Below are 25948 nucleotides of genomic sequence, written 5' to 3'. Positions count from 1 at the left end.
TGTAGCGTTTGGACTGTATATTTTATTGTCAGTAAGTTCAAAACAACTTAGAAAAGGCAATGTCAGTCCTTGTTCTTGGCATAAAAAGATTTTAGCAGGCCACCGCTTGCTGAATGGCAAAACTGTTTAGCCGTCCATTTTTAAAACTAAAGTTGAGATAAGCCGTGTAGGGTGGGGCAAAGTCTTGTGGTTCTTTCAAAAAAGCTTTGATTTCACTGGGCTGTAAGAGCAGAACTTGAGCTTCACCTGATGCTGCCATGCCGTGTGCACTGTATTTAAAGTCTTGTTTAAATTGCTGCAAAGTATAATTCGACGTGATCTGAATATTTTGTACGCGTATGTTTTCGCTCATCGCTTGAGTGCTTTTCCAGTCAAGCCAAACACGGCCTTTGATTTGTCCGAGTTGTTTGAAATTCGCTTTGTCTTTATAGAATTTTTCAGTCTGAATCTTGGGATTATCTTCGTTAAAAATCTCAAACTTTAGGGTTTTGTATTGGGCATTTGCAGTACTGTATTCATAGTTACCTGTACATTCGGCATATTGTTTGCTGACTTTTCCATTCGATTGAGCGAATAATTGACTGACTTGATGTGCTGTCACAGGGGCATTCAGTTCGACCTGATTCACTTTCACACTGGTGACGTAGTCATACGTATTTGGCACTGCATGACTGAGTATCGGCAAAAGACTTATACTTAGAAATAAAATGGGTGTTTTCATGGTGATGATTTTAAAGTCGTAATTTTGAATTCTTTGTGTTGTCATTATATAAAATTTAAATCTGAAAAAAAGCTCTCAATATTGAGAGCTTAATTTTGTTAACGCAGTTTAGACAACCAATCCCCAACGGATTGTACAATTTGTACCATGATCAACAGCACAATCACCGTGAGTATTACAACACTAGTATCAAAACGTTGATAACCATAAGAAATAGCAAGGTCACCAATACCACCTGCACCTACTGCACCAGCCATCGCGGTTGCGCCAATTAAGCTAATCGTGGCTGTGGTTAAGTTCAAAATCAGTGAACTACGTGCTTCAGGTAAAATAAACTTAAAAATGATTTGTAGTGGCGTTGCGCCCATTGCTTGAGCAGATTCGATAATTCCTTCATTCACTTCAAGCAATGACGTTTCGACCAAACGACCAATATAGGGTCCAACATAGATCGTAAGAGGAACAATTGCCGCCCACGTGCCAATCGAGGTGCCTACGATCAGTTTAGTTAAAGGTAGAACTGCAATGAGCAAGATAATAAAGGGTAGAGAGCGCAGGGCATTCACAATCGGGTTAAGAATGTGATAAATCGCTTTGTTGGGCAAAATACCATCTGGGCGTGTCACCAATAAAATGATGGCCTGAATAAAGCCCCAAATACAGCCAAATAGCATTGCAAAAAACACCATGTGAAAGGTTTCTTGCAAAGCGGTAATGAACTGATCAATAGATAGTGAACTTTTCCAAAACGGCGCGGTAATTTGAGTTAACCACTGGACAATTAAATCTCTCATGCCAGTTCTCCTGATTGCTCAACAGCCACACCATGCTGTTTTAAAAACTCCACTGCTTCAGTAATTAAAGTTTCATCCCCTAATAACTGAACAAACATTTGGCCAATCACATTGCCATCAATTTCAATCATGTTGGCAAATAGGATATTGAGACTAATATCAAACTGTTTAATTAAATTTTGAATCACAGTTTCATGTGCAGACTGACCAAGGAACTGTAAGCGATAAATACTGTGATGGTGCTTATGTTCCAAATTATTCAGCAGTTTAATCGGTAACTGTTGATGCAAAATGGTTTGAATAAAATTCTGTGTTGTTGCATGTTGCGGGCGACTAAATAAGTCTACCGTTTTGCCTGTTTCAACTACTTTGCCGAGTTCCATCACGGCCACATGTGAGCAGATGCTTTGAATCACATCCATCTCATGCGTCACCATGACGATGGTAATGCCTTGCTCTTGATTGATTTTTTTGAGCAAGTCTAAGACCGACTTGGTGGTTTGTGGGTCTAGTGCAGAAGTTGCTTCATCACAAAGTAAAATTTTAGGATGGTTGGCAAGCGCACGAGCAATACCGACACGTTGTTTTTGACCACCCGAGAGCTCGTCTGGATAAGCTTCTTTTTTATGCTTGAGGTCAATAAACTCAAGTAGCTCATTTAAACGTTTTTCACGTTCAGCTTTGCTATAACCTAAAAGTTTCATTGGCATTTCAATATTGGCTGCAACAGTTTTGGTCTGCAGTAAATTGAAATGCTGGAAAATCATGCCAATATTTGCACGTTCTTGACGTAATGCTTTTGCATCTAATGCAGTAAAGTCTTTTTGATTGATAATTACTTGGCCTTGGGTTGGGCGTTCAAGTAAATTGATCAATCGAATGAGGGTACTTTTACCTGCACCACTATAGCCAATAATGCCAAAAATACTGCCTTCTGGGATGTCCAAATTGATTTGGTCCAGTGCAGGAATGGTTTGGCCTTTTAGCTGATAGTGCTTTGAAATGTTTTTAAATTGAATCATATCGTCAAAAACTACACAAAAATGAAAAAACAGGCAAAGAGACTTTGCCTGTTTCGTTGATTTGATTATATTACTATTTAGCTTGAGTAAGGTAGCTTACTGGCTTGTTCACATCAATTTTTGTGCCACCAAAATGCTCTTGAACATATTTGCCTACTGCAGCGACATGGTAAAGCTCACCAACTTTTTTCAGTACAGGGTCGTTTTGACGCGCTTCAGCCACAGCAAGAACGTTGACGTTCATTTTCGTGGTTTGGTCGATTGGCTCATAGTAAATCGCATCTTTCAATACGTTTAGACCACCTTCCATTGCAAGGGTATTCCCCAACACAATTGCATCAACTTCGTCTTTCACACGTACAGCCGTTGCCATTTGAATAGGCTTGATGACAAGTGCTTTGTTATTTTCAACGATGTCTTGAGATGTACCTTTCACAAAGTCAAAGTCATTTTTTAACTTCACAAGACCCGCAGATTGTAATAATAACAATGCACGTGATTCGTTCGCACCGTCATTTGGAATCGCAATCGTTGCACCATTTTTAAATTCAGCCAGTGTTTTTACTTTGCTTGAGTAAATACCCATTGGCTCTAGGTAGGTGGTAGAAAGCGGAGCAATCTTCGCTGTGTTTGCTTCGTTGTAGGCAACCAAATAAGCATAAGATTGGAATGCGTTGACATCGACTTCATTGTTTGCAACAGCAGTGTTCATTGCAACATAGTCAGTGAAGTTTTTAATGTCTAATTTTAAACCTGCTTCTTTGGTTTCTGGCAAAGTTGCAATATAGCGCCAAATGTCCGCATCAGACCCTGTCGATGCGATAGTTACTGTTTGCTCAGCAGTGGTTGCTGTATCCTTTTTAGTTGCATCTGTTGCAGGTGCTTCAGGTTTACTACAACCTGTTAAAACAACAGATAAACCCAGTGCAATTCCTAGAATTTTTTTCATTTTTTCTTCCCGAGTAAGTATCCAAATGAGGTATCACTTACCTGAACTATAGAGAGATCAATTGATTTTAAATCAGACATTCCTGATTTGATGCATAAGACTGTAATGTGTGTTTTGCAAGCTTGCAATGCTATATCAGTCGTATATGTTTCCTTCATATTTAAAAAATGATGCTTTTCAAATAACGAGTAACATATATGCTCAATCGTTAAATTTTGCACATCATATCAACAAAGTAATATTCGATATAGAGCATAAAAATTTAATACTTATCTGATTTTAAGATTAGCAATGGCGCGGTACTTTATATTTTTATAGTGAAAACAATATATTATTTTTAATTAAACTATTAAAAAATAATGGTTTGTTTAAATTTTGTTCTTTATAAGATTTTATCTAAACTAAATACAAAAAATAGATATAAGCTGAATAAAGTCTCGGACGAAAATACGGATATTTTTGCGATTGAAAGGCTGAATCAGATGAAATGATAAAGATGTAAGCAGTTCAATGCTTATGATTAGGTTTGTTTGAGTATTTGAGTCAATGCAAAAACTGAGCCTATCGCTATTTATTATTAGATAGTAGTGAAGACAGGAGAATCGAGCATATTCGTTGGTATTGCCTACGACTATCCTAGAATAGCCATAGGCGGTTAAGGCTAAAAACTCAAATTACTGTAAAAAGGTTTTAGATTCATAATTTGGATTCGGATAACTATAAAAACCCTGTCCTGTTGGCATACCGAGGTGACCAGGCTCAATAAATTCTGTTTGCAGTCGATCCATGAGACGTGCCATCAGTGGGTTGGTATCGGCATGCAATTTTGCAACGTTATATACTGTGTTAATGCCAATAATGTCTAAGATTGCAAACGGACCTTTGGGTGAACCAAATGACTTCATCCATGCTTTATCTACGGTTTGTGGATCAGACACTTCATTGATCCAAAGATCTAGTGCTGAAATTAAAAACGGAACCAGCATTGAGTTGAGGAGATGGCCAGATTGTTCTTTGTAAATTGGCAGTGGTAACATTCCAATCGCTTTGGAAAATTCAACTAACTGGTTGAAGACGCTAAGATCTGTAGATGCATGTCCCATAATTTCAGCCATATTATTCACCCAAATCATATTAGCAAAATGCAAGGCTAAAAACTTTGCTGGGCGTCCAGTCACTTCAGCAAATTCGCTTGGCAATAACGTCGACGTGTTGGTTGCAAAAATAGTTTTTTCAGGTGCAACTTGGCTTAATTTTTCATAAAAATCCCGTTTAATAGCTGGATCCTCTGGTACAGCTTCAATCACAAGGTCTGCATCTTTGACTGCTTCGGCAAGGTTCGAATGATAACTAAGATTGTTAAATGTATTGTCGAGTTGATCTTGGGTTGCATTGAGATCACGTTTATAGCATTCACATAATTCAAAAAATTTGGCTTTGGCTTTGCCAAGCACTTCATCATTGATGTCATAAACGCTGACTTTAAAGCCGTGAAATGCGGTTTGAAATGCAATTTGATAGCCGAGTACACCACTACCTGCAACAGTGACATTTTTAAAATTCATTCTATTTTCCTTTTTTGTCTTTAATGATGAATGTAGTTTTCATATCCATGAGCTACATTTTTAGGACAATATTTTATTTGCTTGATATACAGTATCAATGAAGCAATAAAATGTTCATTGGAGCTATTCTGCCGAGACATTTATATGTTAACTTGACAGAATGAGTCTATTTTTTGACTTGTTGAGACAGGAATTGTTGGAATGAATCAGGAAGATTCGCTCGCGGTTTTACGCCATAAAAATATCCATGATGACATGGTGCATAGTTCCGGTTTACGGGGATACTTGGATCTTATGCAACAATTGGGAATAGACCCAATACCGTTATTGGAAAAATATGGTATTCAACTTGGGCAATTACAAGATGATAATGCGTGGATATCACACGCTGCAATGATTCAGCTTTTAGAGGATAGTGCACAGCAGACCCATTGTCCTGATTTTGGCTTACGTATTTCCCAGTATCAAGACATTGGTATTTTAGGTGTGCTCGGGCTAATTTTACAGAGTGCTTCTACACTGCGAGAAGTGATTAAGTACAGTTCAGATTTATTGTTTCTTCATGGTTCGGCATTGCGGCTATATATTAATGAAGCCATTGCCGCCGATTTATTTGAGCCACATGCGGATATTGTTGCAATCGTTTTTGATATACAGCTAAATGATTCGACTCCTATTTTGAGTAAACGCCAGTCTATGGATCTTGGGCTTGCCGTATGTCATCGTGTTATGCGCTATTTAAGTGGTGAACAATATCAGCCACTGAAGGTGACATTACCACATAGTCCAATCGCGCCTTTAAGTACGTATAAGCGTTTTTTTCATACAGATGTGCTTGAGAACCAACAACATGCAGCCTTATTTTTACATAAAGATATGTTGAATATTACTTTGGCTAGTATTGATCATGGTCTACGTGAAATTGTGGATAGTTATCTTGAGCGGAGCTTTCGCAGTCATCAGGGTTCATTGAGTGATCGCGTACAACATGCGATACGTATTCATTTGTCTGGACCTAAAGCCAATAAAACGGATATTGCGTGTATGCTTGCGATGCACCCGCGAAGCTTACAACGTAAATTAGATGAAGAGGGCACAAGTTTCGAACAGATCCGAGATAAACTTAGACAGCAATTATTACTACAATATTTAGCCGACTCAAAAGCATCAATGAGCCAAATTGCTTCAGTATTGGGTTTTTCTGAACAATCTGCTTTAAGTCGTGCTTGTAAAAATTGGTTTGGTGTGGCACCGCGTCAGTTGAAAAAGCTGAGAAATCAAGATCAATAAAAAAACCCGCATTATTATGCGGGTTTTTAACTTAACTGACTCAGTTGAAATTAAGCATTTTCACGAGCAATCGCGCGGTAACCAATATCTTTACGATATTGAACACCCTCAAAAGTTACTTTTTGGCAAAGTTCTAAAGCTTTGGCTTGTGCTTCACCGATTGTATTCCCTAGCGCAGTTACGCAGAGTACACGACCACCAGCAGTCACGATCTCGCCATTTTCATTGGCCTTCGTGCCAGCATGGAACACTTTAGCATCGGTCATTTGTGTATCTAAACCTGAAATCACATCATCATTGCTTGATGTTTCAGGGTAGCCTTTAGATGCCAGTACGATACCGACCGTTTTACGGTCATCCCACTGTGCTTCTTCTGGAAGCTTTCCTGCAATACCTGCTTCTACTAATTCAACCAAAGATGATTGTAAACGCATCATAATCGGTTGAGTTTCAGGGTCACCAAAACGGCAGTTGAATTCGATCACACGTGGTTGACCCGCATCATCAATCATCAAGCCTGCGTATAAGAAGCCTGTATAGACATGACCATCGGCTTTCATACCATCAACTGTTGGACGCATCACTTCCTTCATGACTTTGTCAAAGACATCGGCAGTCACCACAGGAGCAGGCGAGTAAGCGCCCATACCACCTGTGTTTGGACCTTGATCACCTTCAAAGATGCGCTTATGGTCTTGTGACGTTGCCATTGGTAAAATGTTGTCACCATCAATCATACAAATGAAAGAGGCTTCTTCACCTGCAAGGAACTGTTCAATTACAACACGGGAACCTGCATCACCAAATTTGTTGCCCGCTAACATATCATCAATTGCATCAAAAGCTTCTTGATTGGTCATGGCTACAATCACGCCTTTACCCGCAGCAAGACCATCAGCCTTGATCACAATCGGTGCGCCATTTTTTTCAACAAAAGCTTTCGCTGCATCGACTTCAGTAAATACATCGTAGAACGCAGTAGGAATGTTGTGGCGTTTTAAGAAGTGCTTAGCAAAAGCTTTCGAGCCTTCTAACTGAGCAGCAAATTGAGTTGGGCCCCAAATTTGAAGCTCTGCCGCGCGGCAAGCATCCACTACACCATTTACAAGTGGTGCTTCTGGACCAACAATAATCAAATCTACCGCATTATTTTTTGCAAAGTTGATAATTGCAGGGTTGTCTAAAATGTTGAGCGCAACATTTTCACATTTATTTTCTGTTGCTGTTCCTGCATTACCAGGAGCTACAAATACTTTTGCAACTTTCTCATCTTGTGCGATTTTCCATGCCAATGCATGTTCACGACCGCCATTACCCAAAACTAAAATGTTCATCTAAAAATCCCTCAAAGAAAAGAATCCCTCCCGTCCTCCCTTTAAAAAAGGGAAGGGATCACGCATGAAAACCAAGGTTTCTTACGTGAAAAGTCCCCATTTTTACAAAGGGGGATTTAGGGGGATTAATAAATATGACTTCTAATCAATTAATGACGGAAGTGACGCATACCAGTAAAGACCATCGCAATGCCTGCTTCATCCGCAGCAGCAATGGTTTCTTCGTCACGCATAGAACCGCCCGGTTGGATAATACATTTAATGCCTGCTTTCGCTGCATTATCAATACCATCACGGAACGGGAAGAATGCATCCGATGCCATAACCGCACCTTCAACCACTAAACCGGCATGTTCCGCTTTAATCGCAGCAATACGCGCTGAGTTAACACGGCTCATTTGACCTGCGCCTACACCAATGGTTTGACGACCTTTAGCATAAACAATGGCATTTGATTTCACGTATTTCGCAACTTTCCAAGCGAAGATCAAATCATCAATTTCAGCTTCAGTTGGTGCGCGTTTGGTCACAACTTTTAGGTCATCTTTGGTGATCATACCTAAGTCTTGGTCTTGAACCAATAAGCCACCATTGACGCGTTTATAGTCAAGTTGAGCTTGGCGTGCGTCAATTGCTGGTAATTCACCACAAACGAGTACACGAACATTTTTCTTTGCACCAGTGACTTCAAGCACGCCTTCAGCGATGCTCGGTGCAATGATAACTTCAACAAACTGACGATCTACAATGGCTTGTGCAGTTGCAACGTCTAATTCACGGTTGAATGCAATGATGCCGCCAAAAGCTGATTCAGGGTCAGTTGCATAAGCCAAGTCGTATGCTGCTTGAATACCATCTAAAGACACCGCAACGCCACAAGGGTTTGCGTGTTTAACAATAACACAAGCAGGTTTTGCAAATGATTTCACACATTCAAGTGCGGCATCTGTATCTGCAATGTTGTTATAAGATAGTTCTTTACCTTGCAGTTGTTTCGCTGTTGAAACAGAAGCTTCAGTTGCTGTGCTTTCTACATAGAATGCTGCTGATTGATGCGGGTTTTCACCATAACGCAAGTCTTGAGCTTTATTTAACTGTGTATTAAAAGTACGTGCAAACTTGTCTGCTTGACCTTCTTCCTTGCCTACACGAGCGCCTAGGTAAGAAGCAATCATGCCGTCATATTGTGCTGTATGCTCAAATGCCTTAACGGCTAAATCAAAACGAGTTTCATAAGACAAAGCACCATTTGCTTTTAGCTCAGCAACAACAGTGTCGTAGTCTGTAGCATTAACTACAATCCCCACAGACGCATGGTTTTTTGCTGCAGCGCGAACCATAGTTGGGCCACCAATGTCGATATTTTCAATCGCATCTGCAAGTGAGCAATTTGGTTTAGCTACAGTTGCAGCAAATGGATAAAGGTTCACAACCACAAGATCAATCGCATCAATGTTGTGTTCAGCCATCACAGCTTCGTCTAGACCGCGACGAGCTAAGATACCACCATGAATTTTCGGGTGTAGCGTTTTTACACGACCATCCATCATTTCTGGGAAACCCGTATGCTCTGAAACTTCGACTACAGCGATATTGTTGTCTTTTAACAACTTATATGTACCGCCAGTAGATAAAATTTCTACCCCAAGAGCTACAAGGTTTTGAGCGAACTCAACAATGCCAGTTTTATCGGAAACAGAGATTAAAGCGCGTTTAATGGTCATGATCTTCGTCACAGTTATCAAGAATTAAAACAAAAAAGCCAAAAATAGCAGGTAAAAAAAATGCCCGCGGAAGCCGCAAGCATTTTATCATTTATTCACTCATTAAACCGTGAGCTTTCAACTTTTTACGCAAAGTGCCACGGTTAAGACCTAGAATCTCCGCAGCACGTGTTTGGTTACCGCGGGTATATTCTAAAACTACAGATAGAAGAGGTTTCTCCATTTCTGCTAGCACCATGTCGTAGACCTGAGATGGTTGCTCGCCTTGCAATTGTGCAAAATAGTGGCGAACTGCGCGATCTACGTGAATACGAAGAGCGACATCAGACTGTGCAGTAAAAATAGGAGATTTGCTATTCATGCGAATTAATCCGAAAAATCTAAATATCACTTGGGTAAAGTGACATATATAAAGTGGTCTAAAATTAAAATGAACTTCGTTTTAGATCCTAAAACGAGTAGTTCTAAAACTGTACATTTAGCATGCCACAATATCGCTAAGTTGGTCGAAATATAAGCGTAACAATAGTTAAATATTTGTTACTGACCTTTTTTAAACAAAAAAAATCTGCTCGATACGCGATATTTGGATAACGCGTATTTTAGCTGATGTTCTATTTGTATTAAAAGACTGAGGAGATTGCAGCACTAAGCTTTCGTGGCGCGTATCATACCATTGTCTAAGAAAAAGTGAGCAAGAAAACTGCATTTTTTTTCACTTTTTTTACATTTTTTTTAAATTTTAGGGCTGGACTATTTCTAAACTGTAATGATTGAAGCTTTTACGGCTTACTGGCAGGCTAAATTTGAATTTGAATGGACTATTTTTAGGAATCCGCTTAATTCCAACTAGACTGTCGATCAAATAGTCATTGGAATGCAATTGATAAGTTGAATCTATTTCACCATCTTCTTTTAAGATCACTTTGATGATCGGCAAAGGTAAGCTCGTTTCATGGTAGTTGATGAGCTCCCCTGAAAACTGGGTTTCCTGTGAGCCTGTACTTTTAACTTTTAACTTATTAATACTGATGAGGCTGTAGCGTTCCTGAAGGCTACTACAATTCAGTACAAGACAAACTTTGTTATATGTTGCACCCAATGCTGGGCTGTTATTAATGATATGTGGGTTAAACCATAAATATTGAAAGCACAATAGTGCCAATAAACCAAAATTGATCATTCCCCAAAGCACATAATACATGGGACGTTTTGGCGGTTTAGCTGGACTATGCTCAGCTAAGTTCATCGCAGGATAGTTACCAATTGGATCGGTACTAAAGTAATTTAAATTATTTAAATAGGTTTTGAGATCAATGTTGGAATGTTCAATTTTCAAATTGAAAATATCGAGCAAGTTCGCTGTGGTCATCGAAAGAGCAGCAGATTGTGATAGATCAAAATGGATACTGTCGATATGAGTGGATGAAAGCGCTGGATTTGAAGGCTCTAAATAGTTATTCAAATTCGACGCTTTTTCCTCATTCTCATTAACCGCATGACCCGTCGTCAAATGTGAAAGGGCATTAAAGGTCATTGAGCACTTTGGGCAACAAACCATACCTTGTGCAACGGTCAGTTGTGCAACACTTACTTTATAGATAGTTAAGCATTTTGGGCAAGATGTTTGTTTGTCGCTCATAGTGTTTTAGTGGTTCATTTAAAGGGTGTGGCGTTTACCCGAAATTCGGCACCAGTTTTCATCGCGTTTTTCGACCTCTAATATATCAAAAAATTCAGAATAAACACTAGAAACATCAGAAACTTGCTCTTCAATTACACCTGCAAGTGCGAACTCTCCCTCAGATTTAATTAAAGTTGCGAACTGTGGCGCTAACATCATGAGAGGCCCTGCTAAAATGTTGGCAACAAAAACATCTGCTTTTTGGTCAGCTAGCTCTAAATTGAACTCATCTGGTAAGCCGACATATAGGTTTTCAGAAACACCATTCAATAGTGCATTTTGTTCCGTAGCTAAAACAGCTTGCGGATCAATATCGGTTGCGTAGACTTTCTTTGCACCTAACAATAAAGCGGCAACACCCAAAATACCTGAACCACAGCCGTAGTCGATCACGATTTTGTCTTTAACATCGGTTTTACCTAGCCATTGAAGGCAAAGGAATGTAGAGGCATGGTTACCTGTACCAAACGCTAAACCTGGATCGAGTTTAATGTTGACCGCATCAGGCTCTGGTGCGTCCATCCATTCAGGAACGATCCAGTACTTGTCAGCAATTTGAATTGGTTCGTAGGCATCCATCCATGTGCGTTCCCATTCTTGATCTTCAAGAAATTCGCTACGCATCGGTGCATCAGGCATTTGAGTACGAATAAAAGTTTCTAATGCGTTTACATCAATTTCTTCGTCGTCTTCTTGCGCATATATACCCGTTACAATAACTTTATTCCAAAGTGGTGTTTCACCAGGAAGTGGTTCAAGTAAGTCTTGGTTTTCTGCATCATCTAATGTGACACTGACTGCACCCAACGATTCTAAAAGGGTTTCAGTAAAATCGACTTGCGCTTGATCAACCGTAATATGAATTTGTAACCACTTCACAGGAATAACCTAATATTTATGTATAAATAAATATTGTAGCGGAACGGTGCGCAGTTCGACAGCATTCCTCAAAATAAAAAAGGATGCCGAAGCATCCTTATGCACAACATTAATTTGGGGCTTGTTCTATACTGGGTTGAACGGAAGGAGCATAACGGTTGAGCAATGTTCCAAAGATAGCAGCAAAGATATACATAAATATAGAATAAACAGCTGCGGGCATTGCAATGGTCGTACTCGCCATTACCGTCAGTGCAATCGTCATGGCAAGAGTACTGTTATGAATACCAATTTCAAAGGCACAAGCACGTGCTTGAGTACTACTGATACCAAAAAGACGAGGAACAAAATAACCGATAACTAAACTACAGATGCAGAACAGAACAGTAGCTAGGCCTACATCACCAATATATTGCATGATATTGCTTCGCTCTTTAGCCACCGCGCCAATAATGATGATGATTAAAAATACCACAGCAAATATTCGAACGGGTTTATTTAGTTTATCGGCGAGTTCAGGTCTGAAATACCGAACCAGCATCCCTAAGCACACGGGGATAATAATGATAAGAAAGACTTGTATGACTTTAGAGAACTGTAAGCCCACATGTTGACCATCATTCATAAAATGTTGAATTGCAAAGTTGACAATTAAAGGTAAGGTGAATGCAGCAATAATTGAGTTAACTGCGGTGAGGGTGATATTGAGAGCAATGTCTCCTTTATATAAATAGCTAAATAAGTTTGCTGTTGGTCCACCTGGAGAAGCTGCGAGTAGCATGAGTCCAACTGCGAGTAATGGGGGTAATGTCAAAACTTTACAAATGACAAACGCGATACTGGTCAAAATGACGAGCTGACAGAACAATGCCAAAAGAACAGCCTTAGGATGTTTGCTAACTCGCTTAAAGTCATTTGGGGTTAACTCTAAACCTAAACCTGCCATAACAATAGCAAGTGCAATAGGTAAAAAAATGGTAATAATACTAGAATCCATTCGCTTATTTTCTCCTTAAAATCATTATTAATAACGGCTGTGAAATTAGTCTATTAAGTTTTGCCTTTTGAAAAATAAACGGTCTTTTTTTTGTGATACCAATAAGCCAAAGAGGGTGGCAAAAACAAACATGAAAATAGAATAAATTCCCGCAGGAATTGCCATGGCTGTATTACCCAATACTGACAGTGCAACAGTAATCGCAAGCGCTGTATTATGAATTGTGATCTCAAATGAGCAGGTTAATGCTTGTTTTTCTGTAATATTGGAAATGTGAGGTATAAAAAAACCAATGAACATGCTACTGAAACAAAATAACGCAATTGCTGGTCCAACTTCAAAAATATATTGAATCAGATTGTGTCGTTCTAGATATAAAGCAATGAAAAAAATAAAAAATAAGCAGCTAAGCGATAATATTCGCATAGGGTGGTGTAGTCGTATGGCAAATTTTGGAAGAAAATAACGTAAACACATCCCAGTACTGACTGGAACTAAAGTCAGGAAAAAGACTTTTGCGATTTTTGTTGCAGGTATATCAATGGGTTGAGCTGTTTGCAAAAAATATATCATGGAGAGATTAAGAATAAACGGCAGGGTAAATGTCGCGATGACTGAGTTAGCCGCAGTTAAGGTGATATTGAGTGCAATATCTCCTTTAAATAAATAGGTCATGATAGTTGATGTTGGCCCACCGGGTGACGCTGCAACAAGCATTAAGCCAATAGAAAAAATAGGAGATAAATTTAAAAAATTACAAATGAGGAATGCAATGCCCACCAGTAGCACTAACTGTGAAAATAAGGCAATAAAAATCACTTTGGGGTATTGTGCGAGGCGATAAAAATCAACGGGTCGTAGGTGTAAACCCAATCCCATCATCATCAATGCCAAGGTCAAAGGCAAAAAAACAGTAAATAATTCCGAATCCATGGAATCCCTTTTTTATTGGTTTTTATTTTTCATCTTTGCTTGAGTGTATACCGAATCCAATAATTTACAAGACGCAAAAAAAGGGTAAAAAAGACGATTTTTTACCCTAGTGAAACAACTTGATTTTAGTGGCTTAATCTACATTTTAGGTTTTGGTGCGCTAAATCCGAGTGCACATTTACCTTTAATTTCTTTACCTTCAATATTAATGGACATTGCTTTAGGATCACCGTGGCAGATGCTGGTTAATTCAGCCTCATCACCATGAATGTTGGCGTTTTTTGAGCTCGGGAAAAATTGAGGTTCACAAGTACCATTCCAAATAATGCCACGGTAAGCAAAACTGACGGCTGTTCCTTGAGATTTACCTTTACATACTTGTTGATAGCGTTGGCTATCATAAACTTTTTCGACCTTGTCATTGGCAGATACAAAAGGTGAAAATAATAAACCGCAGAGAATGGATGAAAAAAGAATCTTCTTATTCATAATGTTTACCTTTGGTTGTTGTATGATCAATTTATAGAATAAAAAATGATCAAATTAATACAAGGCTTTTCAGGTAACAAAACGATTCATTTGTTGATTTTTTGCTATTGTACTGCAAGTCAACTTACATAAAATTAGCTTTGAACGGTCTAATACGTTGATGGCATATACAATAAATTCTACGGAAGCAGTCAACTTACAATTGAAAATTTGCTATAATCTTTCGTTATCATTTTTTAATCTCCTTACCACTATGCATTATCCTAAAGTTTACGATGTCATTGTTATCGGCGGCGGTCACGCAGGTACAGAAGCAGCATTGGCTGCGGCACGTATGGGGCGACAGACTTTACTCTTAACTCACAATATTGAGACTTTAGGGCAGATGAGCTGTAATCCAGCGATTGGTGGTATTGGTAAATCGCATTTAGTACGTGAGATTGATGCCTTGGGCGGTGCAATGGCATTGGCTGCCGACAAAGGGGGGATTCAGTTCCGTATCCTAAACTCACGTAAAGGTGCAGCCGTTCGTGCAACGCGTGCACAGGCAGACCGTATTCGTTATAAAGCTGCAATTCGTGACACCTTAGAAAACCAAGCTAATCTCGATATTTTCCAACAAGCGGCAGATGACCTAATTGTTGATGGTGATACCGTAAAAGGTGTTGTGACCCAAATGGGGATTCGCTTTGATGCAAAAACAGTGGTACTCACAGCAGGAACCTTCTTGGGGGGGGTAATTCACGTAGGGCTTGAAAAATCAAGCGGTGGCCGTGCAGGCGATCCACCTTCAATTTCATTGGCTCACCGTTTACGTGAATTGAATTTGCCAGTGGGACGTTTAAAGACAGGTACGCCACCACGTATTGATGCGCGTTCAGTTGATTTTTCTGTGATGATTCCGCAGCCAGGTGATTTCCCATCACCGACCATGTCTTTCATGGGTGATGCATCTATGCACCCTGAACAAGTCAACTGCTATATCACACACACCAATGAAAAAACCCATGACATCATCCGTGGCGGTTTAGATCGTTCACCGATGTATACTGGTGTTATTGAAGGCGTGGGTCCACGTTACTGTCCATCTATTGAAGACAAAATTCACCGCTTTGCTGATAAAGACTCACACCAAGTATTCTTAGAGCCTGAAGGCCTAGATACACATGAGCTTTATCCAAATGGTATTTCAACTTCATTGCCATTTGATGTGCAGTTTGAGTTGGTTCGTTCAATTCGCGGGATGGAAAATGCGCACATTTTACGTCCGGGCTATGCCATCGAGTACGATTACTTCAACCCACAAGCGTTAAAGTTTACTTTAGAAACCAAAGCCATCAATAACTTGTACTTTGCGGGTCAGATTAATGGTACAACGGGTTATGAAGAAGCGGGTGCGCAAGGCTTGCTTGCAGGCTTAAATGCTGCGCGTCGTGCGTGGGATCAAGAGCAGTGGACACCAAAACGTGATGAAGCCTATATGGGTGTGTTGGTGGATGACTTGATTACGCTAGGCACGAAAGAACCATACCGTATGTTTACTTCACGTGCCGAATATCGTTTGATGTTACGTGAAGACAATGCGGATCAACGTTTAACGCCAGTGGGTCGTGAAATGGGCTTGGTAGATGACGAGCGTTGGGCTGCTTACTGTGAAAAAATGGAAGCAGTTGAGTTGGAAACAGGCCGTTTACAACACCTTTGGGCGGCACCAAACAACCCGATGGGCAAAAAGTTTGTCGAAATGACGGGTGCAGATTTATCGAAAGAGTGCTCAGCGATTGATTTGTTAAAACGCCCGAATATTTCGTTTGCTCAAATTGCAGAACTCACAGGTTCAGAAGTGTCTGCACAAGTGGGTGATCAAATTGAAATCGCGGTGAAATACGCAGGTTATATTAACCGTCAGCATGAAGACGTTGCACAAATGAAGCGTTTGGAAGAAACTAAAATTCCTGCCGATTTTAATTATGATGTCGTTTCTGGGTTATCTCGTGAAATTACTTTAAAATTGAAAGATGTGCGTCCTGAAACATTAGCTCAAGCAAATCGTATTCCAGGGGTAACACCTGCAGCAGTGCAATTGATCATGATTACGATCCGTAAAAATGCACAAGCGAAGAAATCCGCTTAGTCTTTGAAAGTTATTGAAAAAGTCCGCATTATGCGGGCTTTTTTTTGGGTAAAAACTGCGCAGGGGAAATATACAATAAAAAATAAGGTGAATTATGTCATTACAGTATAAAAGCGGAGAAGAGATTCGCGCGGGTGATGTGGTTATCTGGCTCAATCAAAGTGGTGAGTTTTATCAATTTGATTGAGCCATTATGAAAGTTTGGGAGCTTGCTAAAACCAAAATCTGCCGATTTGGGGAATCTAGTCGCGATCAATAATTTAGCAGATAAGTATGAGTATGGTTTAGGTGTACCGCTGGATTTAGATATGGCAATTGAACTATATCAACAAGTAGCAGGTCAGGTCATAGCGGCAGATTTAAGTTTGGGTTGTATGTATTTAGAGGGACGAGGTGTTGATCAAGACTTCAAATTGGCTCGAAAACATTTAAATGTGGTACTGGATGCCCGGATTAGTGGGACAGATGAGATGCGGGTAGAAGCAATGCAATTAATCGCGTCCTTTACAGAAGACAACCCATTGCAGCAGGCACAATATTTTCTTAAAAACGCAAGGGATTACTCAATTGATCAGATTAATGATCAGATCCGAAAAATTGATTCCTTTTACATTTAGATGAAGCCAAACAATTATTTTTTAAACTGTTCTTACTGAATGCGCAAAAGGGTGAAGCTTCCACACAGTATCAAGTGGGTTATTGGTATTTAAATGGTTTCTATACCGAAAAAAATTTAGAGGAAACGGTGTATTGGATTCAGAAAGCGGCGGATCAGAAAGACCCGTATGCAGAATGCAAGATTGGATATATATGAAAAAGGGCTCTATTTTAATGCAGATTTAGACGTTGCAGAAAAATGGTATGAGCGTTCATTATGAAAACTTTGTACAGCGTATACGCCTGAATATATCGGAGAACAGCTGAATCCTGAGTATTTAAAAATGTATGACAGCATCAATAATGAAGCACTCAAGGGATTGGTGTGTATTGAAGAAAAGCGACCGAAACGTAGCAGGTGGCAATTTTGGAAGAAATAAAAAGTAAATTTTTTGCGACGATTGCTATTTGCTATGGTTGTATCGTTAATAGCTTTTATAAATCTAAATATATGTATTTAATAAACTATTTTTATGTGAAATAGCTTTGAACTATAGGTTTATTATGATTTAGGTCTAAATAATGAAGCTATTTAGACATTGTAAAGAGTGAATCCCGACCATTGTCGTGGTGTTTATTGATTATGTTTGAGCTGACAATTTAGTCACGTGCTTATGCGTGTTTTGCCATAAGGATGTTTACTATGGATGGAGATCAATCATGGCGTTAACACAACGTGAAAAATTACAAAAATTTCTGGTGGTTTTTTTATGCTTTTGGGTCGCTTTCTTTGAAGGTTTTGACCTGCAAGCCCCAGGAATTGCGGCAAAGGGAATTGCGCAAAGCTTTGCTTTAGATCAAGTGCAAATGGGTTATGTGTTTAGCCTTGGTGTGTTTGGTATGTTGTTTGGAGCTTTTTTTGGTGGACGCATTGCAGACTACTTGGGACAAAAGAAAGTTTTGATGTTGTCTATTGGTATTTTTGGGGTATTTTTCGCAATCACAGCCATCGCACCGAATCTTGAAGTTCTATATCTTGCTCGTTTCCTGACTGGACTCGGTTTAGGGGCAGCTATGCCAACCATGATTTCGGTGGTTGGAGATGAAGCTACGGAAGCCAACCGCGGTAAGCTCAATAGCTTGATGTACTGTGGTTTGCCTGTAGGAGCAATTTTTGTTGCAGGCTTAGCGATTTATTTTAAAGACATTCAGTGGCAAACTTTGTTCTTAGTCGGTGGATTGACTCCACTACTTTTGTTGCCGTTTATGGCGATGATTTTGAAAGATAAGCCTAGAACTGTACAGATCGAAACTGAATTTAATCAAGCTGTTCCAAAAATGGCAGATGTTCTGTTTAAAGCACAGCAATATCAACGAACAGTGCCTTTATGGTTAGGTTTCTTTTTTACCCTTATGATCAACTATATTTTAATTAGTTGGTTACCGAATTTATTGATGGAACAAGGTTTAACGAAGCAACAAGCCTTCAGTATTATGCTGATTTTTCAAGTCGGGGCTGTAGTCGGTACTTTGGGTTTGGGCTATTTGTTAGATCGTTTGAAACTTTGGCAAATGGCTAGCATTATTTATGTCGGGCTTGCTGTAGCAATTGTTTTGTTGTTCACAACCACATCAATTCCGCTATTGGTTTTTGCTGGTGTAATGGGTGGAATATTTTCAACGGGTGGACAGTCGATTTTATATGGTATTTCACCTATCTTTTACTCTGGTGCGGGCAAGGTTACAGGGGTGGGAAGTGCCATTTCTCTAGGTCGTCTGGGTGCAATGACTGGACCATTGTTAACAGGAAAAATTTTAGCACTTGGCCTTGGAGCTACAGGAATTTTAGTCGCAAGTCTACCAGCAGTAATGATTTCAGCGGCAGCTGTGACAGTCTTGTCTCGTTATAAAACGAAAGCATAAGTAACTTTTTGGTGTAAATGGGTATTTAAGAAGCAGACGAGATTGTCTGCTTTTTGTTTTGACAGATAAACTAAGCTTAAGAGTTGTTTAATAGAAAAATAGATAAAAATTGCCAATTATGTTATTTCACAAAAACGTCGCTGTATCTTAAATTGATTTTACGTTCTTAATATGAGGTCAATAACATGACGATGAAATGTATCCGTTTTAACAGTGGAGAACTTGCATGCCAATGCTAGTTTGTATGAATCACCAAAAACAGCGCACTCGTCTTGGTTTAGGGGAGGTATCAAATCAAGATGAGCAATGAAAATGACAACCACAAGCAATTCAAATATCTAATGCCAAAAAAACTGTAAAGCCCCTGAGATTGGGGCTTTTTTTATTTTAATCTGTAACTGTTTGATTCACAGCATCACGCACTTCTTTGGGTTCAATATGGCTAATTTTATTGCCAAAGCTACGTAACCACCACACCAGTTGCGAGGTGAAAGGTACTGTAGCATGAACCAAAATATGTCCATTTCCAAGCGGTTCTAATACTTGATTGGTGCTGAGTTTGGTTTCTTCCAAATACAACGCATCAATTTCAGTCATGGTCAGAGTGAGTGCAACATTCTCTGTGGGTTTAGAGAAGTCAACACGGAAACCCAAAGCACCTGATTCGATATATTCATCAATATCGAAATTAACAGGATGTAAAGCACGAGAGTTCAAAACTGTGGCTGACTTGAAACGGTGCAGCGCGAAAGTTTGGATATCCGTTTTATCGTGGCGGGTACAAATCAGATAAATAATTGCACCTTTTTGGACCAATGCCAGTGGGTTTAATGTATAGGTTTTTGCTTCAATAGCTTGATTTAAGCCTTGATATACACATTCAAGTTGTTTGTCTTGTAGTAGTCCTTCGTAGATGGCTTGTTGTGCTGATTTTTCAACAATCGGAGGAATCAAAGGTTGAGTTGCAGGCACGATGCGTACACGGTTAATCCATTGACGCACATTGTTTTGTGTGGATAGACTTCGGCGAGCCAAGTCAAACCAAGGATTCATTTCTTCAATTAAACTTGGTGGCAGCAGATGTTTTAAATGTTCCTCAACCATCATAAAAGTGACCGCCTGCGAACTGGTCATGTGCGGTAAACTCTGAATAGGTGCATCGGAGCGCCAGCGCCAACCTTGAGGAACCGTACCATTATTTTCAATAGGAAAACGTTGCGAAATTTGGTTTAAATCACGTTGAATGGTACGTAAAGTAATGTCGATGCCTTCGCGTTGCAAAATCTCTTGCAACTCGCGTGTCCCCATCCATTTTCCAGTAGAAAGGCGGGATAAAATTTGCCACTGACGGTAGAGGCTATTGGACGTTTCTTTTTCTTGTGCAGACATAATGGAATAAAATATAGAAGTCGAAATTACTTACTTGAATGAGAACACAATAAAAAAACTCACTCGTTTAAGCAAGCTTTGCTTTAATTTTTTCAGTTATATTTTTTGACACAACTTAATGCGAAATAGAATTGAAGTGTTTGGCTTTTTATCAATTAATGAAAGAAAGCAATCACCATACCTATGGCATAGTTATTGCTTCATAAGTATTACATACCGATAATAATTGAGAGGTTTGTATGTTTAAAGAAGATAAAGATACAAATGTGAATACGATGTTGGAAGGCTACAACCTAGACCAACCTGTATTGAACCCGATCGACTCTCAAGATCGCTTATCGAGCCAATCTGTTGGATTATTCCATCAAATGACGTCAAATTTCTTTAACGAAATGACGGACGATAACGCGATGTCAGGCGATGCCTGTGTACGGATTGAGCAATGGTTGTCACAGTACAACTTAAAAGAACTTGAAGGATTAAACCAAGTCGCAAAGCAACATTTTTTATATGAAGGTATTACTTTTACTGTTTATGGAGAATCTGAGGGCATTGAACGCACTATTCCTTACGATTTGATTCCGCGAGTAATTGCGAAACAGCAATGGAATAAAATTTCCTCGGGTTCCGCACAGCGTGTAAGGGCTTTAAATTTATTTTTACATGATATTTATCATCAACAAGAGATTCTCAAAGCTAAGATTATTCCAGAACTTCAAGTGCTAACACATGAAGCGTATCAGCCACATATGTATGAACATAGCTTAAAAGGTAAAATTTACAGTCAAATCAGTGGTATAGATATTATACGTGATGGTCAGGGTGAGTTTTATGTACTTGAAGATAATTTAAGAACACCGTCAGGCGTCTCTTATATGCTAGAGAGTCGCAAAATTAGTGAAAAATTAATGCCTGATTTAATGCAAAAAAGCAATATTTTAGGCATAGAACAATATCCACAATTACTCAAAGAAATTTTGGCTGAAAATGCCTATGTCGATCAGCCCTTTATTGTGGTGTTAACACCGGGACGTTTTAACAGTGCTTATTATGAACATGCCTTTTTAGCTCGTGAAATGGATGTGCCTTTAGTGACATCACGTGATCTTTTTGTTGAGCATGATAAAGTCTATGTGAAAACGATTCGTGGACGTCAGCGTGTTGATGTCATTTACCGCCGTTTGGATGATGCTTATCTTGATCCTTTATGTTTTATGCCAGACAGTACTTTAGGTGTAGCTGGATTAATGTCGGCTTATCTCAGCCATAACGTGGTGATTGCAAATGCGCCTGGCACAGGAGTCGCAGATGATAAGGCGATTTATCCTTATGTCGATAAAATGATCCAATTCTATTTAGGTGAAAAACCTATCTTAAAAAATGTTCCAACATATCAATGCCGTAACAAGCAAGATCTGGCTTATGTACTGGATAACCTTGAGCAATTAGTGGTTAAAGAGGCACAAGGCTCAGGTGGCTATGGTATGCTGATTGGACCGCAAGCATGCAAAAGCCAAATTGAGCAGTTCAGAGACAAGCTCATGGCTACGCCACATTTATATATTGCTCAGCCTACATTAGAGCTTTCCGTTAGCCCAACGATGACTGAATTGGGTGTTTCAGAGCGCCATATTGATCTAAGACCTTTTGTACTTAGTTCCCCATATCGTACCGAAATCGTCCCTGGTGGACTAACCCGTGTTGCGATGAAAGAAGGTTCACTGGTGGTCAACTCATCCCAAGGAGGAGGAATTAAAGATACTTGGGTTGTAGAAAATTTACATTCATAAATAACTAAATATGAGGGTATAAGAATGATTTTATTAAGCACCAATGCAGAAAATATTTTTTGGTTAGGACGCTATTTAACTCGTACTCAATATTTGTGTTCACAGTTTCCGTTTACACAAGATCAACCTGCAATGGACTATGCACATGCGTTTTGCCTACCTGCTTTTGATGCTTGTTCGTTGAATGAACTGATTTTAGACCAAAGCAATCCTGCATCATTTAATCAACAATTTCAAAATGCTAAATCCAATGTGCAAGACCTGCGTGGTATTTTATCGGCAAAAGCCTATGCGGAACTAAATCAATTTATAAAAAATGCTACAGAAAATGCAGCTTATATTTGTGATGTTGTTGGTGAATGTCAGGATGTGCTCGAAGCAGAAGCAAGTGATGTATTCTTATTTTTTAGTTTAGGACAAATGATTGAACAGCTTGATAGGCAAATTCGTCTGAAGCAAGAGAAGCACCGTACATTGGTTGAGATTGATAATATTGTTGATGTGTTAAAAGGAATGGGGTGGATTGCTCTCGCTCAAGCGTGGACACAACTTAAAGCACAGCCAGATGCAATGAGTTTTTATCATTTTAGTGATTATATCCAACAACTGTTTGAGGTAGATGTATGAGACTTATGATCAACCATCAGACGCATTATCAATACAGTGAAGCTGCATGCAATAGCATCCAATATATTAAAATGACACCATCGGATAATTCACATCAGGAAGTTTGCCACTGGCATGTGAGTGTGCCAGGAGTACGTGAAGAGAAACGAGATGCCTTTCAAAATATTTGGATCACGAGTTCACAGCGTGAAGCTTATCAACAATTGACTATTATGGCACAAGGTATTGTTGAGATTAACACGCAGGCCGAGCATGGTATTCAAGATCATCTTAACCCAAATTTATTTTTACAGCCTACGCCGAATACTCAATGTAATGCTGAAATGAAGGCTTTTGCACATCAGTATGTGCCGACAGTTAATCGTGAAAATTTAATGCAACTATCCAATGCAATTTTGGGGCATATTCCTTATGTAGCTGCAGAAACGTCGGTACATACATCTGCAATTGATGCATTTAATGGTCAGCAAGGCGTATGTCAGGACCATAGTCATGTTTTTATTGCGATGTGTAAGCATTTAGGCTTGCCAGTACGTTATGTTTCGGGTTATTTACATGTACCTGAAACTTCGCACCTCGCCAGTCACGCATGGGCAGAGGTGTATATTGATGATGTATGGTATTGTTTTGACACCAGTAATCAATTATTTAGACCGCAGTCGCATATTTATGTGGCTATTGGACGTGATTACTGGGATGTTGCACCCGTTCGCGGTGTACGTGAAAAAGGTGGAGTGGAATCTATGCATTCCATTGTACAAGTTTTAAGTTGTTAAGGTTTAGCTGAAAAGGATGTTCTATGACCTATTGTTGTGCTCTTCGTCTTCAAGATGGTTTGGTTTTTATTAGTGATACACGTACCAATGCGGGCGTAGACCATATATCAGTGTTTAGAAAGCTGTATACCTTTGGGATTGAGGGTGAACGATTTATTGCCATTCAGACCTCTGGAAACTTAGCCACAACCCAAGCTGTGATAGGACATCTAAAAAATCATTTGGAGTTAAGCCAAGAACCCAATTTATATAGTGTCAACACTATGTTTGAGGCCGCAGAGCTGGTTGGGCATACCTTAAAAAAGGTCTTGGCAGATGTGACCTCAGACACGCAGGAACAAAGTAATTATTACTGTAGTTTATTGGTCGGCGGGCAAATTAAAGGTGCAGAAATGCAACTTTATAATATTTACCCACAAGGTAACTTTATTTGTGCAACGAAAGATACCCCTTATTTTCAAATTGGTGAAAGTAAGTATGGCAAACCAATTTTAGACCGCGCGCTACGTTATGACATGCCTTTAGATGAGGCCGTACGATGTAGTCTCATTTCGTTTGATTCGACCTTACGCTCTAACGTCTCTGTTGGCTTACCCTTAGACGCATTGGTATATAAAAAAGATAGTCTGCATGTTCCTGTAGGTAAAAGGATTTACGAAGAGGATCCGTACTTTTCAAGTATCAGTAAGCAATGGTCAGACACTTTAAGAAAAGGGTTGCAAGAACTGGCAAAACCTACAGATGACTATTTAGAATAATAGTCCTCGGTATTAAAAATAGAAACTTGTAGAAGTTTATGCGGCAAATTTTCTATGCAAGTATTTCAACTTCAAGTCATGTACAGCTGTTTTAAGATGTTTGAGATATTTTAAAGCAAGCGCGCAATTTTAATGCGTTGTTGGATGTTTTGGTTGTTCTTTACGATGTAGATCAGCATTATTTTTTAATACTTAGTAGGTGATGACGTTGTTTTATGATGATTAATGTCAAAATTATTAAAAGCACCCCAGCCATAAAGATATCAAGGTCTTTGAGGTAAAACCCATACAGGCAAGACATTTTCAGGCTTGAGGCATGAAGTATCTGTAACACCTGAAGCGTGTACATCACAAAATGTATGAGATGAGTTCTACTTAATTTGCCCCACAGACCATGCACCAACAGTAAATTGTTTAGTTGTTGCAAGATCTTGATGATGCTCAGGCTGATGATGGTTCGCACTGAAAAAAGCCCAAGTTTTAACTTGGGCTTTTTTGTTAGATTTGCTTGCGGGTAGGGCGGTTACTTAAACGGCAAAGCAACTCATAACCAATGGTTCCATTGGCTTCAGCTACTTCATCGACTAAACGGGTATTGCCCCAAAGTTCAACTTTTGCGCCTAATTGAGCATTGAGTCCAGTCACGTCAATGGCAATCATGTCCATCGCCACACGTCCAACCACTGGGACAGTTTGTCCTTTAATGGCAACATAGTTTTGCTTTGGAAATGCACGTGGGTAGCCATCACCATAACCAATAGACACAATAGCCAGCTCAGTTTTGTTGTTTGCGACAAAATGTGAACCATAACCAACTGCTTCACCTGCTTGAATGATATTCAATGCAATGATTTCTGCTGTGAAAGTCATAACAGGTTTTAAGTCCAAGTCATGTGCATTTTTATCGGCAAAAGGCGATGCGCCATAAAGCATGATGCCTGGACGGACAAAATCAAAATTAAGTTCTGGCCATTTAAAAATAGCAGCCGAATTACAACAAGATGCGAGGATCGGAGCACAGGCATTTTTAACCTGTAGGAATTGTTCTCGCTGTTGGTCATTCAGTGGGTGCTGCTCGCTATCAGCATTCGCAAAGTGCATAGCCAGTACACATGTAAAGCCTTCGGCTTTCAGTGTGTTGATGACATCTATAATTTCAGCAACTTTAAAACCTAAACGGTTCATACCGCTGTTGAGTTTGACCCATACTTTAAGCTTGTTTTCGATATATGCAGTTTTATGCGCGAGTAACCAATCGACTTGCTGTGGATGGTGAATTACGCATTCAAGCTTTTGTTCGATGACACTCGACATTTCATCGGCCGTGAAAACCCCTTCAATCAGGGTAATCGGTTGCTCAAAACCGAGTGCACGAATTTCCAGTGCTTCTTCTAAACAGGCGACTCCAAAGGCGTCTGTTTCACTTAAGGCTGCTAAACAGTCTTTGACTCCGTGTCCATAAGCATTGGCTTTGACCATGCTGACGATTTTCGCGTTTGGGGCAAGTTGTTTGACACGGTTTAAATTATATTGCAGTGCTGTACTGTCAATATAAACTGTTGCTTGACGCACC

The 25948-nt window shown here is 39.5% G+C and carries 24 protein-coding genes; 9 read left to right on the top strand and 15 right to left on the bottom strand.

What is annotated here, in order from left to right:
- Window positions 1-91 precede the first annotated feature (91 nt).
- The 5 genes from B9T36_RS01125 to B9T36_RS01105 form a co-directional block, all read right to left on the bottom strand.
- Window positions 92-721 (bottom strand): hypothetical protein, encoded by a 630-nt coding sequence (locus B9T36_RS01125; RefSeq protein WP_086208235.1) that lies wholly within the window; start codon window positions 719-721, stop codon window positions 92-94.
- Window positions 722-819: 98 nt separating this feature from the next.
- Complete coding sequence (locus tag B9T36_RS01120) at window positions 820-1515, bottom strand: methionine ABC transporter permease (RefSeq protein ID WP_086207757.1); 696 nt, start codon at window positions 1513-1515, stop codon at window positions 820-822.
- On the bottom strand, window positions 1512-2537 hold the full coding sequence (locus B9T36_RS01115) for a methionine ABC transporter ATP-binding protein (RefSeq protein WP_086207756.1): 1026 nt from the start codon (window positions 2535-2537) through the stop codon (window positions 1512-1514). Before B9T36_RS01115 ends, B9T36_RS01120 begins: the two co-directional genes overlap by 4 nt.
- Before the next feature lie 73 nt (window positions 2538-2610).
- Window positions 2611-3486 carry a MetQ/NlpA family ABC transporter substrate-binding protein gene (locus tag B9T36_RS01110; RefSeq protein ID WP_086207755.1) on the bottom strand — a complete coding sequence of 292 codons (876 nt, stop codon included), beginning with the start codon at window positions 3484-3486 and terminating at the stop codon, window positions 2611-2613.
- Between the two features lie 674 nt (window positions 3487-4160).
- Window positions 4161-5051 (bottom strand): 3-hydroxyacyl-CoA dehydrogenase, encoded by an 891-nt coding sequence (locus B9T36_RS01105; protein ID WP_086207754.1) that lies wholly within the window; start codon window positions 5049-5051, stop codon window positions 4161-4163.
- Between the two features lie 201 nt (window positions 5052-5252).
- Between B9T36_RS01105 and B9T36_RS01100 the strand changes: the two genes are divergently transcribed.
- On the top strand, window positions 5253-6341 hold the full coding sequence (locus tag B9T36_RS01100) for an AraC family transcriptional regulator (protein ID WP_086207753.1): 1089 nt from the start codon (window positions 5253-5255) through the stop codon (window positions 6339-6341).
- A 50-nt stretch (window positions 6342-6391) separates the two neighbouring features.
- On the opposite strand, the gene purD is transcribed toward B9T36_RS01100, so the two are convergent.
- The 8 genes from purD to B9T36_RS01060 form a co-directional block, all read right to left on the bottom strand.
- The gene (gene purD / locus B9T36_RS01095) at window positions 6392-7675 is read right to left on the bottom strand and encodes a phosphoribosylamine--glycine ligase (protein WP_086207752.1); all 1284 of its coding nucleotides are present in this window, start codon (window positions 7673-7675) and stop codon (window positions 6392-6394) included.
- Between the two features lie 149 nt (window positions 7676-7824).
- Window positions 7825-9399 (bottom strand): bifunctional phosphoribosylaminoimidazolecarboxamide formyltransferase/IMP cyclohydrolase, encoded by a 1575-nt coding sequence (gene purH, locus B9T36_RS01090; protein ID WP_086207751.1) that lies wholly within the window; start codon window positions 9397-9399, stop codon window positions 7825-7827.
- Between the two features lie 91 nt (window positions 9400-9490).
- On the bottom strand, window positions 9491-9760 hold the full coding sequence (gene fis / locus B9T36_RS01085; RefSeq protein WP_001086304.1) for a DNA-binding transcriptional regulator Fis: 270 nt from the start codon (window positions 9758-9760) through the stop codon (window positions 9491-9493).
- 381 nt (window positions 9761-10141) lie between these two features.
- Window positions 10142-11041 (bottom strand): DUF3426 domain-containing protein, encoded by a 900-nt coding sequence (locus tag B9T36_RS01080; RefSeq protein WP_086207750.1) that lies wholly within the window; start codon window positions 11039-11041, stop codon window positions 10142-10144.
- A gap of 18 nt (window positions 11042-11059) precedes the next feature.
- Window positions 11060-11962: a 50S ribosomal protein L11 methyltransferase gene (prmA, locus tag B9T36_RS01075; RefSeq protein ID WP_086207749.1), complete on the bottom strand. Its 903-nt coding sequence runs from the start codon at window positions 11960-11962 to the stop codon at window positions 11060-11062.
- Between the two features lie 109 nt (window positions 11963-12071).
- Entirely contained in the window at window positions 12072-12959 is an 888-nt protein-coding gene (locus tag B9T36_RS01070) for a bile acid:sodium symporter family protein (protein WP_086207748.1), read from the bottom strand.
- Window positions 12960-13004: 45 nt separating this feature from the next.
- Window positions 13005-13892, bottom strand: a complete 888-nt coding sequence (locus tag B9T36_RS01065) for a bile acid:sodium symporter family protein (protein ID WP_086207747.1) — start codon at window positions 13890-13892, stop codon at window positions 13005-13007.
- 138 nt (window positions 13893-14030) lie between these two features.
- Entirely contained in the window at window positions 14031-14381 is a 351-nt protein-coding gene (locus B9T36_RS01060) for a hypothetical protein (RefSeq protein WP_086207746.1), read from the bottom strand.
- 253 nt (window positions 14382-14634) lie between these two features.
- On the opposite strand from B9T36_RS01060, the gene mnmG reads away from it, so the two are divergent.
- The 4 genes from mnmG (at window position 14635) to mhpT (ending at window position 19035) form a co-directional block, all read left to right on the top strand.
- Window positions 14635-16515 carry a tRNA uridine-5-carboxymethylaminomethyl(34) synthesis enzyme MnmG gene (gene mnmG / locus B9T36_RS01055; protein ID WP_086207745.1) on the top strand — a complete coding sequence of 627 codons (1881 nt, stop codon included), beginning with the start codon at window positions 14635-14637 and terminating at the stop codon, window positions 16513-16515.
- A 233-nt stretch (window positions 16516-16748) separates the two neighbouring features.
- Window positions 16749-17132 (top strand): tetratricopeptide repeat protein, encoded by a 384-nt coding sequence (locus B9T36_RS19185; RefSeq protein WP_228146950.1) that lies wholly within the window; start codon window positions 16749-16751, stop codon window positions 17130-17132.
- A 74-nt stretch (window positions 17133-17206) separates the two neighbouring features.
- Window positions 17207-17329 carry an SEL1-like repeat protein gene (locus tag B9T36_RS19180; protein WP_228146949.1) on the top strand — a complete coding sequence of 41 codons (123 nt, stop codon included), beginning with the start codon at window positions 17207-17209 and terminating at the stop codon, window positions 17327-17329.
- Window positions 17330-17832: 503 nt separating this feature from the next.
- Entirely contained in the window at window positions 17833-19035 is a 1203-nt protein-coding gene (gene mhpT, locus B9T36_RS01045; RefSeq protein WP_086207744.1) for a 3-(3-hydroxy-phenyl)propionate transporter MhpT, read from the top strand.
- Between the two features lie 387 nt (window positions 19036-19422).
- Here mhpT and B9T36_RS01040 read toward each other — a convergent pair whose 3' ends face one another.
- Window positions 19423-20424: a helix-turn-helix transcriptional regulator gene (locus tag B9T36_RS01040; RefSeq protein WP_086207743.1), complete on the bottom strand. Its 1002-nt coding sequence runs from the start codon at window positions 20422-20424 to the stop codon at window positions 19423-19425.
- A 239-nt stretch (window positions 20425-20663) separates the two neighbouring features.
- On the opposite strand from B9T36_RS01040, the gene B9T36_RS01035 reads away from it, so the two are divergent.
- From B9T36_RS01035 to B9T36_RS01020, 4 genes are read left to right on the top strand one after another with little or no spacing between them, the layout of a single operon-like run.
- Window positions 20664-22214 (top strand): circularly permuted type 2 ATP-grasp protein, encoded by a 1551-nt coding sequence (locus B9T36_RS01035; protein WP_086207742.1) that lies wholly within the window; start codon window positions 20664-20666, stop codon window positions 22212-22214.
- Between the two features lie 24 nt (window positions 22215-22238).
- Window positions 22239-22841: an alpha-E domain-containing protein gene (locus B9T36_RS01030; RefSeq protein WP_086207741.1), complete on the top strand. Its 603-nt coding sequence runs from the start codon at window positions 22239-22241 to the stop codon at window positions 22839-22841.
- Window positions 22838-23617 carry a transglutaminase family protein gene (locus tag B9T36_RS01025; RefSeq protein WP_086207740.1) on the top strand — a complete coding sequence of 260 codons (780 nt, stop codon included), beginning with the start codon at window positions 22838-22840 and terminating at the stop codon, window positions 23615-23617. The genes B9T36_RS01030 and B9T36_RS01025 overlap by 4 nt, the downstream gene beginning before the upstream one ends.
- Window positions 23618-23640: 23 nt before the next feature.
- Complete coding sequence (locus B9T36_RS01020) at window positions 23641-24375, top strand: proteasome-type protease (protein ID WP_086207739.1); 735 nt, start codon at window positions 23641-23643, stop codon at window positions 24373-24375.
- Between the two features lie 498 nt (window positions 24376-24873).
- On the opposite strand, the gene alr is transcribed toward B9T36_RS01020, so the two are convergent.
- Window positions 24874-25947, bottom strand: a complete 1074-nt coding sequence (gene alr, locus B9T36_RS01015; protein ID WP_086207738.1) for an alanine racemase — start codon at window positions 25945-25947, stop codon at window positions 24874-24876.
- Window position 25948 lies beyond the last annotated feature (1 nt).

It is taken from the genome of Acinetobacter sp. ANC 4204, from assembly GCF_002135205.1.
Classification (GTDB): domain Bacteria; phylum Pseudomonadota; class Gammaproteobacteria; order Pseudomonadales; family Moraxellaceae; genus Acinetobacter.
The sequence above is the reverse complement of the archived record's forward strand: the minus strand, read 5'-3'. Positions and strand labels throughout refer to the sequence as shown.